The following is a 12,495-nucleotide window of genomic DNA, read 5'->3' as shown; positions in this document are numbered from 1 at the left end:
GCGTCTTCAGCAGATCAGTGCGCATCCGAGGGTGAGGAAGGCTTGGTGGATGGCGTCGCGGATCTCCCAGCGGATCCGCAGGCGGCGGAACCAGTGCAGGTGAGCGAACGCGCGTTCCACGACCCAGCGTTGGGTTCCGAGTCCGGAGCCGTGTTCTGTGCCCCGGCGGGCGATCAGCGATTTCACGCCGAGAGCCCAGACCAGGCGGCGGTACTTGTCGTGCTCGTAGCCGCGGTCGGCGAGCACGACGTCGGGGCGTCGCCGAGGCCGGCCGCGTTTGCCGCGCACCGGCGGCACGGCTTGGAGCAGCGGGATGAGCTGGGTGACGTCGTTGCGGTTGCCGCCGGTCAAGGTGGCGGCGAGCGGGATACCGGTGGCGTTGGTGATCAGGTGATGCTTGCTGCCCGTCCTGCCCCGGTCGACGGGGCTTCGTCCGGTCGTGGAGCCCCCTTTAACGCGCGGATGTGGGAGCCGTCGACCGCCGCGCGGGAGAAGTCCAGGGCGTTCACGCCGCGCAGTTCGGCGAGGAAGACCTCGTGCAGCCGGGGCCAAGGCCCGCGTCCTCACACAATGACGCGACGCCGCCTGGTCGAGCCGGGCCCGATCAGGTAGCCGCCGAATCCGGCAACCAGTGATCTTGAGTTGAAGTTGCCGCAGGTGAGGTGCTGGGGCGGATCGGCGTCGGCTGCCCGACCAGGGACAGCGATGCGCAAACGCAGCCGGAGGCCCGATCTTGTGTCACCGTTCGCAGTGGACTTCTTCGCTTACCCGCTCAGATCGGTCAACGGCGCACCGTATAGCGCAGGTGGAGCACCCGGTTGCCCTGAATCACCACGTCAGGATCCTCCAACAGGTGCTGCGCGTGGACCGACCCGAAGTAGCGCTTGCCGGACCCGAACACGACGGGTACGACGTCCATGCGCACCTCGTCGATCAGGCCCGCGGCAAGCACCTGGCCACCGACGTCGCCGGCGGCGACCTCGACCATGCGGTCACCCGCAAGCTCCTGCGCCTTGGCCACGGCTGCCTTAACGCCGTCGACGAAGTGAAACGGCGCCTCGGGGTCCCAGCCCTCGGGCTCCGGCCGGTGCGTCACGACGACCACGTGGTCGATCCCGCCCGGCGGCTTCCCGTCCCAGCCGTCCGTCAGGTCGAAGACGTGGCGGCCGACGATCGTGACTCCGATCTGGTCCCAGTACGGCCGGGTGTAGTCGTAGGACGTCTGCGACACCTTCAGCTCGCCGCTCTCGTCCAACGGGACGTCACCGCTGGACAACCAGTCGAACAGCGGTCCGGGCTGGTCATTCTCGTCCGCGACGAAGCCGTCCACCGACACCGAGCTGTACATGACCACCTTGCCCACGGGGCTCTCCTCTGCTTTGGGGTGCCCCAAATTAGCGTGTCGTGAGCTGTCGCTCTTGTAAGAGGGCGGTATGAGACCTGATGCCCGATTCTTCGTTTCGTGTGGGGCGATCGGGCAGGTCGTGACGAAGTCGGTCGACTACGGCCGGGGCTGGGAGAACAAGCCCTGCTCGGTCTCGGTCAGGATTCCGCGGTCGGCCAGCCGCTTGAGCTTCAGGCGGACGTTGTTGATGTTGTTGGGCGCGACCGCCAGGTCCATCGCCTCGCACACCTGCCGGGCCCGCAGCGGATGGTCGGCCGCGGTGAACACCGCCATGATCTGCTGGTAGGCCGGATGATCCGGCAGTTTCGGTGCCGGCGGCGCGGGCGGTTGCGGGTCGGGCAGCTCCAGCAGTGTCTTGCGGGTGATCCGAACTTCCTCGGCGGCCCGGCCGAGTTCGTCGAGCTGTGCGGTCAGCTGCGTGATCCGTTCCCGCGTCTCCTCGGCTTGCGCGGTGATCTCTCGTTCCCGCTCCTCCAGCCGCGCCAGCACTGCGCCGAGCGTCAGCTCCCCGCCGGTCATGCGGTGCGCCAAGCCGGCACGGCCGCCCCGGTCAACCGGCGCACTATCACCGCGGTCATCGCCCAGCACACCCGCGACTCCGAACTACGGGGCAGATGCTCGTAATCGCGCACCAGCCTGCGGTGCAGCATCAAGATCCCATAGGCGCGCTCCACGACCCACCGCTTGGCCTGAGGAACGAACCCGGTCTGCGCGGAGTTGCGCTCCACGACCTCCACCTCGATGCCTACCTTCTCCCCGTGCGCGATGACGGCGTTCTTGAAGCCCTGATCGACCAGGGCTTTCTCCACGGCGTCGGTGTCGGCGGCGACCTTGTCCAGCAGCGCGATGCCGACGGCGTTCTCGTGCGCCGACGCCGCCATCACGACCACCGCGATCACCAACCCCAGAACGTCAACGGCAAGGCCGCGCTTGCGGCCCGGTACTTTTTTGCCGGATCGCGCCCCGTCGACTCAGCGGGCACTCCGGCCGCCGCGTGCACGCTCTGGGTATCGAGCACCACCAGGCTCGGGTCCGCCTTCCGGCGTGCCATCTCCCGCACCTGCCAGCGCAGCAGGTCGTGAATGGCCTGGTCGGTGCCGTCGTCACGCCAGGTGTAGAAGTAGTACTTCACCGCGCCGGGTGGCGGAAATTCGTGCGGAAGCAGGTTCCACTGGCAGCCGGTCCGACCCTGGTAGAGCAGCGCGTTGACGACCCCCCGCATCTCGTACCGGCCCTGATGGCCGCTGACCGAGGGATGCGCGGCCTTCCACGCGGCGATCACCGGCTCGACCAGCGCCCACCGCTCGTCGCTCACGTCGGTCTTGTAGGGCTTGCGCTCGCTCACGGTGCCCAGCCCAACACGCCCATGGCCGCCGACCGGCCGGGATGCCGCACCGCCACACATTCAGGTGACGACAAAACTCCTATGCACTCACATAACGCCCTCTAAGAGGGCGTTTATGCAGGTCAAAGCCCGTACGCGCCTTATGTGAGTGTCCCATTTCGTTACGGATGGCCCGTGAGCGAAGAACATCGCCCGGTGGGGCGATAGCTTCGCCGCCCGCCCCATCCGCTTCTGGGCTCGAAAACCCGTCTGGCGTAGAGATGCAGCAGAACCTCCCAGCCACCAGCGGAACGAGTGGTTCCGGCGTGCTCGTGCTCAGGCTGTGCCGTGAGCGATCGAAAGCCGTACCCCAGCGACCTGTCGGACGCCCGATGGGCCCTGATCGAACCGACGTTGACGGCCTGGCGGAATGCCCTCCTCGAACGTCGCCCCACCGGCCAGCCGACGAAAGTCGAACTCCGTGACGTGTTCAACGCGATCCTCTATCTCAACCGCACCGAAATTCCCTGGAAGTACCTCCCGCATGACTTCCCCGGCCACGGCACCGTCTACTTCTACTACGCGGCCTGGCGCGACGAGGGAATCTTCACCCAGCTCAATTACGACCTCACCGCCCTGGCCCGCGTGAAGGAAGGCCGGAAGCCCGAGCCGACAGCCTCCGTCATCGACACTCAGAGCGTCAAGACCTCCACTAATGTGCCTGTCACCAGCCAGGGAACGGACGCCGCGAAGAAGATCGTGGGCCGGAAGCGCGGCATCCTCACCGACACGATCGGCCTGATCCTCGCCGTGACCGTCACCGCCGCCAGCCTCTCTGAAAACGCCCTGGGGATACGCCTCCTCGACCAGGCGAAAAGCACATACCCAACCATCACCAAGAGCTGGGTCGACACCGGCTTCAAGAAGGCCGTCGTCGAACACGGCGCGAAACTCGGAGTCGATTTCGAAGTCGTCGACAAAAACCCAGGAACTCGCGGATTTCACGTCCTGAAAAGGCGGTGGGTGGTGGAGCGGAGTATCGGTTGGATCATGATGCACAGACGTCTTGCCCGTGACTACGAGACCCTCGCCGCCAGCTCCGAAGCCATGATTCACCTCGCTTCGATCGACAACCTCGCCAAGCGCATAACGGACGAGGCCACGCCAACCTGGCGAGGGACCTACTAGCAGATAAGCCGCAATCCGGCCACATCAAACGCCCTTTCAGACCCGCGACACCCAGGGTGGCCCCCAGGGCCGCCGTCGCATTGGTGGACATCGCCGGGAACGGCCGCACGGCGCCGGACGTTGGGCCTGCATGGTGATGATGTCGAGCCTTTTAGTCATGGCCGTGCTGGTGATGGTGCCGTTCTTGCTGGCTTCGGCCCGCTACGTTGTCGTCCGTACCGGCCGACCTGATTGGTTGCGACATGCCCTCGCGGCCCGCACACCGCGTCATGGGCTGGGTGTGGGCGCTTCGGTCGTTGATGAGCTGCATGCGTTCCTCAACTCGGCGAAGCGCGTGGAGATCGAGCACCGGGTGGAGGAACAGGTCCTGAAGGACGACGCGCTGGACGGCGCGCCGCCCCGCATGGGGGTGGACCTGGAAGCCGGTACAGCGGTGGTCCGGCGGAAGCCGAAGCCCTGAGTGCGATCTCTTGGTTTCGTGGCAGTGGTGTGAGAGACAGTGGGCTTTGGTGTGTTGGTGCTGGTCGGTGGCTGTTTCGGGGCAGGGGGTCACTGTCGTGGGTGTGAGGGATCGGTGTGGGATTGCTGTCCTGGGCGTTTATTGCAGGTGGGGTGATGCTGTCTCGGTTTTGTGAGTTCTGATCCGTGGCCGGCCGGGGGTTGGTGTGATCGGTGGGTGGATCAGGAAGTACAGCCGCCAGCCTCGGAGGGGTCGGGCATGGCGTTGCTGGTGGTGTCGGTTCGGGTGTTGCGGGGGCTGTCGGTGCGGCGTTTGGTGGCTTTGCGTCGGGACGGGGGAGTTCGTCGGGTGGCGTAGAAGATCAGGGCGGTGTTCTGTGCTGCAACACGGCCCACTGCACTCCCAGCTCGGCGAGTGTGCGGAGCTGGTTGGCGTCGAGTTTGTTGCGGCGGGTTTTCTGGTTGCCGATCCAGATGCCGGTGCGGTGCTCGGTGCCGTCGGGGAGGACCTCGACGTGGCCCCGGGCCGGGCATCGCGCCCTCTCTCGATGTATTGCTGGAGGGCTGCGACGCCCCGTGTGAGCGCGTCGGAGCCCTGCCCTGCCCAGCTTTCGCGTTGGTTCGCGCTGCGCTCTTCTGGGGCCGTGCGGCCGGTTTCACGCCCATCTCGCCCAGGCGCCGCCGCTGTTCCTCGTTGTGCTGGGCCCAGTCCCGTCGCTGCCGGGTGAGCCAGCGTCCGATGTCGTCTCCGTGGTGGGTGACGCCGGGTGTCACGACGGGGTGACCGTCGTCCGTGCCGGGCCGCGCGCCCGGCGGGGCCGGACCGCCTCACCACGGCCGGATCGGGCAGATCCCCACCTGCCGTCCCTCCCCGTCCAGCAGATGCCCCATCCTCTTCACGGTGTGCATGCCGAGGACGCGGTCGGTGACGTCGAGGCTGGGCAACTGGGCGCAGACCGCGGTCTCGCGCTGCTGGACTGAGCCGACGTCGCGGAGCCAGTAGGTGGCGAGCACGTTGGCGGAACCGGTGACGGCGGCCAGCAAGCGGCACTCGGGCAGCGTGGCGAGGGTGCGGTGCAGCCGGTTCACGTCGTTCGCCGCGGCCCGGCCGCGGAAAGTGACGGACACCGGCAGCCCTGACACGGCGGGGGCCATGTCGCAGCGGAACGCCACGATTCCGCTCGCGGTGAGCCGGCCGAGCCTCCGCCGGACGGTGGCGGCGCTGCTCCCGGTGAGAGCGGCCAGCTCCGCGAGCCGGGTGCGTCCGTCCCGCACCAGCGCGTCGAGGAGCACGTGGTCCAGCGGGCCCGGATCGAAGACGGCGCCCCCGGGTCCGTCCACGGTGCCGGTCCTTCCCAGCACGGAGAGCTGGGACGCGTCGAGCGACCCCAGTCGCCACCGGGAGCCTTCTGTGTAGAGGGAGGTGGCGAACACGCATTCCATGTCGAGGACGTCGGGCAGGGTGGCCAGGTCCTCACTCACGAACCGGTGCATGCCCGCGAGGTCCGGTGTCAGTACGTCCACGAGGAGATCGGCGGCTCCCGCAGCGACCAGTTCGACGGTCACCGCCTCCCGCAGCCGCGCCACCTGCCCGGCCAGGCGCTGCCGGGCCGCCGGAGCGCACCGGACGAAGACGAAGGCCGTGCAGCCGCTGCAGGAGAACGACGGCCCTGGCACCGCCGACACCCAGGCCAGCCCCTGCGCGGTGAGCCGTTCCCAGCGGCGGGCCAGTGTCACCGGGGTGACACCCAGCAGAGGCGCCAGATCCGCCCACGGCGCCCGGGGGCGAACCTGCAGCGCGTGCACGAGAGCAAGATCGAGCTCGCTCACGATGACCGAATCCAACAGCAAGTCCTCTCAAAGTGACGGTTACCGTCGATTTCCCGTCCCGTTGGCTCCTCGGTCGCACTCTAGCCACCACGTCGTATTCCAGCCAAGGGAAAGAAGGTGAGACCGTGACGAACTCCATCAGCCGGGGCCGTGGACTGATCGCGACGATGATCCTCATCGTGGTCTGCAGCGGTGTCGTCCAGGGGTATCTGACCCCGCTGCTGCCCGTCGTGGGCGCCCACGTCGGCATCGGCGGCGTGGGCCAGAACAACCTGTACCTGCTGTCGCAGGTTGCTTTCGCCGTACTGACCCCGCTGCTCTCGCGCTGGGGCGATATGTGGGGCCACCGGCGACTGCTGCTGATCGCCGTCACCATGGTCGCAGTCGGATCGCTGCTCATCGCCGCCCGGCCCACCACCGCCACGCTCGCGGTCGGCATGGTGCTCCAGAGCGCGGTGGTCGGCTTCTTCCCGCTGCTGGCGGGCATCCTGCGGTCCCGCTCGCCCGAACACGGCCGTGTCGGCATGTCGGTTCTGGTCGGCGCGTTGCTCCTGTCCATCGGCACCGGCGGCTTTGTGGCCGGAACGCTCAGCGACGAACACGCCCTCGCCGGGCTGTGGACAGCGGTCCCCTTCTGCGCCCTCGCCGTCGCTGCCGCCGTCGCCCTGCCGACGAGCACCGCCCCTCGCGCCGGCCGGTTCAACTCGCTCGCCGCTCTGCTGCTGACCGTCGGGCTCGGCGCCCTGATCCTCGTGCTCACCGAAGGCGGGTCCTGGGGCTGGACGTCGGCGTCCTCCCTGCTCACGATCGTGGGGGCACTCGTGCTGCTGGCCGTCTGGGTGCAGGTCGAACGGCGCTCCTCGCATCCGCTGGTGGACATCCGCATGCTGCGCAATCCCCGCCTCGCGGCGGTCAGCGCGCACACGTTCTGCATCGCCTTCGGCGCCATCGGCTTCCTCGGCGCCAACGCCGTTTATCTCGGCACGGAACCGGACGGCGGCAGGCTCGGACTCGGACTCGGCGCCCGGGCCATCTCCCTGGTGTCCCTCGCCATGGTCGCCGTCGGCTGCGTCGGATCCACCCTGACGCCCCGGCTGGCCCGGGCGATAGGCGACCGCGCCGTGCTCGCGGTCGGCGGATGCGCCGGCGCCCTCGGATTCCTGAGCCTGTGCCTCTTCCACTCCTCGCTGCCGCAGTACCTGGTGGGTGCGCTGATCGTGGGCCTGTCCACCGGCATGTTCGAAGCCGCCACCCGGTCCCTGTCGGTCGAGGTGGTCGGCGAGGCCGAGACCGCGTTGTCCGTCGGCGTCAACGAGATGGCGCTGTCGCTCGGAGCGGCCATCGGCGCGGCAGTGATCGGCTCCCTGTGGGCCGGCCACACCACCTCCCAGGGCGCCGTCACCGGTGCGGGATACCAGTGGGCGTGGGCCGCCTGTGCCGTCGTGGCGCTCGCCGGAGCCGCGGCCGGCATGCTCTTCCGCAACCCGTCTTCGGCGCCCGAGCCCGAAGCCCGCGTCGCCCACGCCGGGAGGGCCGCATGACCGACCCGATCACGCCGACGCGGGACCACGCGCTCGCCGTCGCCGCCGACTTCGTACGCGACCACGAGCAAACGCTCGTCGCGCTGAGCCACAGCCTGCACGCCGAACCCGAGACAGCCATGCAGGAGCACAAGTCGGCGGCGAAGATCGCACGCATCGCCGAGGAAGCCGGCTTCGACGTCACCTACGCAGTGGCGGACCTGCCGACCGCCTTCGTCGCCACCTACGGAACCGGCGACCTGGTGGTGGCCCTGTGCGCGGAGTACGACGCACTGCCCGGCATCGGACATGCCTGCGGCCACAACGTCAACGGAGCCGCCTCGGCCGGAGCCGCCCTCGGCCTCGCCGCAGTCGCCGACCTCGTCGGGATTACCGTGAAACTCATCGGCACGCCCGCCGAGGAGGACATCGGCGGCAAAGCGCTGCTGATCGAGGCGGGTGTCTTCGACGACGTGGCCGTCGCGTTCATGGCCCACGCCGCGCCCGAAGACTCCGTCGGCGCCTCCTCTCTTGCCATCGGCGCCTGGGACGTCGTCTACCGGGGCAAGCCGGCCCACGCCGCGCTCGCCCCCTGGGAAGGCGTCAACGCCCTGGACGCGATCACCCTCGCCCACACCGCCGTGGGACTGCTGCGCCAGCAATTGCCGCCGGGCACCCTGGTTCACGACGTCGTCTTCGAAGCCGGCCGAGCGGTCAACGTCATCCCCGACACGGCCCGGGCCCGCTACGAACTGCGCGCCCGCACCATCGAGGACCTCGCCCACGCCCGCCGCCGGATACGGGCCTGCCTGGAGGCGGCCGCCCTGGCCACCGGCGCCGAGCTGGAACTCACCCCGCACGGAGCCGACTTCGCCGACCTACGACAAGACGACTTCCTCACCGACGCCTACACCCGCGCGGCCCGAGCCCTGGGCCGTGAACCCGTGGACCGCCGGGGCGAAGTCATGGCCTCCACCGACATGGGAAACGTCTCCCACCTCCTGCCCGCACTCCACCCGACCATCGGCTACGACACCGAAGGCGCTCACCACCACACCGCACTCTTCGCCCGGTACGGCGACTCGCCGGACGCGGACCGCGCCGTGGTCGACGCCGCGATCGCCCTCGCCCACGTCGGTGTGGAGGTGGCGACGGACGAGACCCAGCGCAAGCGCTACCTCGACCTGCTCGCAGACCGCCGAGCGGTGACTGCCCGCTCCGCCGCCTCCACGCTCGTGCGGATCAGCCGTTGCGCTGCGCTGGGGCAAGAGGGGGTGCATGAGCGTGACTGTTCCGAAAGGCGCTGACGCTCCCGGGGCCGAATCCGACGGTCACCAGGGCGGAGCGCCTCGCGTGGGGTTGCTCCTGGTTGGGATCTTGCTTGTTGCGGCGAATCTGCGGGCGCCGCTGACAGGTGTCGGCTCGGTGCTGCCGATGATCGAACACGACACCGGCTTGTCCAGCACCGCGGCAGGACTGCTCAATGCTTTGCCGCTACTGGCTTTCGCGGCCACGTCACCGCTGGTGGGCAGGAGTGCGCAGCGGCACGGAACCGAGCGTGTCTTGTGGATCGCTTTGCTGGTGCTGACGGTCGGCATTGTGCTGCGCTCGCTACCAGGCCTGGTCACCTTGTTTGCTGGCACCGTGGTCATGGCAGCAGCGGTCGCCTACGGCAACGTGCTGCTGCCCTCGCTGGTCAAGAGCACTGTTCCCGAACGGCGGATCGCCGCAGTCACCGGGCTCTACGTCACTGTCATGGGGTTGATAGCCGCGGTCTCCTCCGGGGTGTCCGTGCCCCTGGCTGACCATCTTCCCGGAGGATGGCATACCGCGTTGGGCTGCTGGGCGGTGCTGGCGCTACTCGGGGTCCTGGCCTGGGCACCGCAACTGGCCCGTCGCCGGCCCGTAACATCCACCGCCCCCGGAGCGAGGCAGGCGCATACCCTGTGGCGTTACCCACTGGCCTGGCAGGTCAGTGCGTTCATGGGACTACAGTCCCTCGGTTTTTACACCACGATCGCGTGGTTGCCCAGCATCGTGCACGACCACGGCGCCTCCGAAGGCGCCGCCGGCTGGCAACTGTTCCTGCTCCAGGTGACCGGTCTGGTCTCCAGCAGTACCGTGCCGATACTCGCCCGACAACTCACTGACCAACGGCTGCTGGCCGTCAGCGGTTCATTGATGTGCGCCACCGGATACCTGGGGCTGCTCCTGGCCCCCGAGATGGCGACCGCGTGGAGTGCGTTGATCGGCCTTGGCGGCGGCGCCTGCCTGGTGTTGGCACTGACGTTCCAAGGCCAGCGTGCGGCCGACGCGTCCCAGGCCGCCGCGCTGTCCGGCATGGCCCAAAGCGTCGGCTACCTCCTAGCCGCCGTTGGGCCCCTGCTGTTCGGCTCAGCCCACGACCTCGCCGGTGGGTGGACTGTCCCGCTCGGCCTCCTTGTCGCGCTGACCCTCGTTCAGGGCCTCTTCGGCCTTGGAGCTGGTCGCGCCGTCCGCCTCCCGCAATCAACGACCGCCCAGCTGGCACCGGAAAGGATTCGATCCGCATGAACGGAACGACCTGCTTCAGTTACGGCGTTGTGTACGACAGTGGTTTCGGCTGGTCGGGAACGTGAGGAGAGCCGTACGGGTTGGGATGGTTGTGAAGCGATCCTTGGCCCGTACGGCTCTCTCGCATCGTATCTGCACGGGCATCTCGAGGCGTCGACTCGGAGCGCTCATCGCCGAGTTGGCCGGCCCGTGGATGGCGCGGGAAGAGTCCCGGCTGGGCGAACGCCGAGGCCATGAGCGTCTGCGCGCCGAGGGCGGCGGACCCAGCCATCAACTGGTCTTCACCGATCGGGTGATCGCGACCCTGGTGATCCTGCGGTTCCAGCTTCCGCACGCCGCCCTCGCCGTCTTCTACGGCGTGGACCGCTCCACCGTCACGCGGGCCGTCCATGAGATCCGTCCGCTCCTGGCGGCGCGGGGCTTCGCGGTCCCCGGCGAGGCGGGACTGCGTCTGCACACGCTGGCCGATGTCTTCGCCTACGCCACCGCGAAGGGTGCTGAGCTACGCCACGCTGGACTTTAGAACGGGTGCGGCTCGCCACCGGCGGGGGCCTGCGCCTGCCCGGCGGGGCGGGACTCCGCAGCAGGGGCCTGTCCCTGGCGGGGCGGGGCGTCGCCGACACTGCGGGTGACCTTGGTGACGGCTGCCCTCGCGTAGGTGAGGGAGGCCGCGACCTCCTCGGCGTCGACCTCGACGACGGTGCGGCGCTGGCCCTCCTTGTCGTCGAAGGTGCGCTGCTTGAGCCTGCCGTTGACGATGACGCGCATCCCACGCTGCAGCGACTGGGCTGCATTCTCGGCGGCCTGGCGCCAGAGCGAACAGCGCAGGAACAGAGGTTCCCCTACAACCGCTCGTGGAAGCGCATACCCGCCGACCCCAACCGTGCGGGTGCCGATAAATCATCCGCTCAGGTCACGGCCTTGATCGGCCATCTCTGATGCGCCGTCGGCCGCCCCGCTGTCTTCACCTGGGCTGGGGCGGGCGGCATCATGATCGGTCGTGCTGCTGCGCCTGGCCTACCTCGCCGCGACCAACACCCTGGCACTCCTGCGCCTGCTGCCGATGAGCGACCGCGACAAGGACATCGAAATCCTTGCGCTCCGGCACCAACTGCTGGTCCTGCAACGCCAGGTTGGCAAGCCCGCCTTCACCGACACCGATCGCGCCATCCTCGCCGGCCTGCTCCACCACTTCCCGAGGGAGAAGCTGCGCCGGTTCCTGCTGTTGGTACGCCCGGACACGATCCTGCGGTGGCACCGCAACCTGCTCAAGCGACGCCATGCCGCCACCTGTGCGCCGAAGCGGCGTGGACGCCCGCCCACCGTCCGCTCGATCCGCGTCCTGGTCCTGCGTCTGGCCAGGGAGAGCGCGTCGTGGGGGTATCGTCGGATCCACGGTGAGCTCGCGGCGCTGGGCATCAAGGTCGCCGCCTCCACCGTCCGGGAGATGCTTCGCGAGCACGGCATCCCGCCTGCACCCGAACGGCGGAGCACGACCTGGGCCGATTTCCTGCGCAGCCAGGCCGAAGCGCTGCTCGCCTGCGATCTTTTCGAGACCCGCACCCTGACCGGGGCACGGATGTACGTCTTCGCCGTCATCGAGCACGCCACGCGGCGCGTCCGGATCCTGGGCGCAACGGCACACCCGACCGCGGAGTGGATCGTGCAGCTCGGCCGCAATCTCCTCATGGATCTGGAGGAGGCGGGCACCAGGGCCAGGTTCCTGATCCGGGACCGGGACTCGAAGTTCACCGCCGCCTTCGACACCCTGCTGGCCGAAACCGGCCTGAAGGTCGTCACCACCGGCATCCGGATACCCCGGATGAACTCCCTCATGGAGCGATGGATACAGACCTGCCGGCGCGAGCTCCTCGACCGCACCTTGATCTGGAACCAGAGACACCTCCTGCACGCGCTCCGCGAGTTCGAGACCTTCTACAACCGGCACCGGCCGCACCGAGCCCTGGGGCAAGCGGCTCCGCTCCGCCAACTCCCCGCACCAATCGCCGATCCCGGGCAGATCAGCCACCTGGAAGTCCGTCGACGAGATCGACTCGGCGGAACCCTTCACGAGTACCAACATGCCGCGTGACCAGGATGGATGAATAATCGGCACCCGCAAGGTCGCCGCCGCCCTCGGCGGTGGGCGCTCCTCGTGGACCGGCCCGCTGGACGCAGTGCGACTGGGCCCCGAGGACGACCCCACCGAGGTCACC

Annotated in this window: 10 protein-coding genes and 3 pseudogenes; 7 read left to right on the top strand and 6 right to left on the bottom strand. The window is 68.6% G+C overall.

The features are described 5' to 3' along the window. Positions 1–6: 6 nt before the first annotated feature. From ACFU8W_RS46990 to ACFU8W_RS46975, 4 genes and pseudogenes are all read right to left on the bottom strand, one after another. Positions 7–557: pseudogene (locus tag ACFU8W_RS46990) on the bottom strand (IS5 family transposase); the annotation flags it as partial. A 224-nt stretch (positions 558–781) separates the two neighbouring features. Continuing rightward, positions 782–1,363 carry a dihydrofolate reductase family protein gene (locus ACFU8W_RS46985; protein WP_384051868.1) on the bottom strand — a complete coding sequence of 194 codons (582 nt, stop codon included), beginning with the start codon at positions 1,361–1,363 and terminating at the stop codon, positions 782–784. Positions 1,364–1,501: 138 nt separating this feature from the next. Further along, a complete protein-coding gene (locus tag ACFU8W_RS46980) occupies positions 1,502–1,924 on the bottom strand; it encodes a hypothetical protein (RefSeq protein WP_384051866.1) in 423 nt (140 codons plus the stop codon). Continuing rightward, positions 1,921–2,750: pseudogene (locus ACFU8W_RS46975) on the bottom strand (IS5 family transposase). Before ACFU8W_RS46975 ends, ACFU8W_RS46980 begins: the two are co-directional and overlap by 4 nt. 327 nt (positions 2,751–3,077) lie before the next feature. Between ACFU8W_RS46975 and ACFU8W_RS46970 the strand changes: the two are divergent. Together ACFU8W_RS46970 and ACFU8W_RS46965 are read left to right on the top strand one after the other, a co-directional pair. Further along, the gene (locus ACFU8W_RS46970; RefSeq protein WP_384051864.1) at positions 3,078–3,917 is read left to right on the top strand and encodes an IS5 family transposase; all 840 of its coding nucleotides are present in this window, start codon (positions 3,078–3,080) and stop codon (positions 3,915–3,917) included. Positions 3,918–4,074: 157 nt separating this feature from the next. Beyond that, positions 4,075–4,377, top strand: coding sequence for a DUF6191 domain-containing protein (locus ACFU8W_RS46965; RefSeq protein WP_384051863.1), 303 nt, complete (start codon positions 4,075–4,077; stop codon positions 4,375–4,377). Positions 4,378–5,204: 827 nt separating this feature from the next. On the opposite strand, the gene ACFU8W_RS46960 is transcribed toward ACFU8W_RS46965, so the two are convergent. Further along, positions 5,205–6,221 carry an Lrp/AsnC family transcriptional regulator gene (locus ACFU8W_RS46960; RefSeq protein WP_384051861.1) on the bottom strand — a complete coding sequence of 339 codons (1,017 nt, stop codon included), beginning with the start codon at positions 6,219–6,221 and terminating at the stop codon, positions 5,205–5,207. A gap of 110 nt (positions 6,222–6,331) precedes the next feature. Between ACFU8W_RS46960 and ACFU8W_RS46955 the strand changes: the two genes are divergently transcribed. The 4 genes and pseudogenes from ACFU8W_RS46955 to ACFU8W_RS46940 form a co-directional block, all read left to right on the top strand. Next, positions 6,332–7,747 (top strand): MFS transporter, encoded by a 1,416-nt coding sequence (locus ACFU8W_RS46955; RefSeq protein ID WP_384051859.1) that lies wholly within the window; start codon positions 6,332–6,334, stop codon positions 7,745–7,747. After that, positions 7,744–9,033, top strand: a complete 1,290-nt coding sequence (locus ACFU8W_RS46950; protein WP_384051857.1) for an amidohydrolase — start codon at positions 7,744–7,746, stop codon at positions 9,031–9,033. Before ACFU8W_RS46955 ends, ACFU8W_RS46950 begins: the two co-directional genes overlap by 4 nt. Positions 9,034–9,079: 46 nt before the next feature. Continuing rightward, positions 9,080–10,279 carry a CynX/NimT family MFS transporter gene (locus ACFU8W_RS46945; protein WP_384051855.1) on the top strand — a complete coding sequence of 400 codons (1,200 nt, stop codon included), beginning with the start codon at positions 9,080–9,082 and terminating at the stop codon, positions 10,277–10,279. A gap of 85 nt (positions 10,280–10,364) precedes the next feature. Then, a pseudogene (locus ACFU8W_RS46940) lies at positions 10,365–10,787 on the top strand (transposase family protein); the annotation flags it as partial. A gap of 11 nt (positions 10,788–10,798) precedes the next feature. On the opposite strand, the gene ACFU8W_RS46935 reads toward ACFU8W_RS46940, so the two are convergent. Further along, positions 10,799–11,059 carry a single-stranded DNA-binding protein gene (locus ACFU8W_RS46935; RefSeq protein ID WP_384051910.1) on the bottom strand — a complete coding sequence of 87 codons (261 nt, stop codon included), beginning with the start codon at positions 11,057–11,059 and terminating at the stop codon, positions 10,799–10,801. A gap of 220 nt (positions 11,060–11,279) precedes the next feature. On the opposite strand from ACFU8W_RS46935, the gene ACFU8W_RS46930 reads away from it, so the two are divergent. After that, positions 11,280–12,371, top strand: coding sequence for an integrase core domain-containing protein (locus ACFU8W_RS46930; protein ID WP_384051853.1), 1,092 nt, complete (start codon positions 11,280–11,282; stop codon positions 12,369–12,371). The last annotated feature ends 124 nt before the right edge of the window (positions 12,372–12,495 follow it).

Origin of the sequence: Streptomyces sp. NPDC057565 (genome assembly GCF_042801455.1) — a bacterium.
Lineage (GTDB): Bacteria > Actinomycetota > Actinomycetes > Streptomycetales > Streptomycetaceae > Streptomyces > Streptomyces yanii.
Note: the sequence above shows the minus strand (reverse complement) of the source record. Positions and strands in the feature narration are given on the sequence as shown.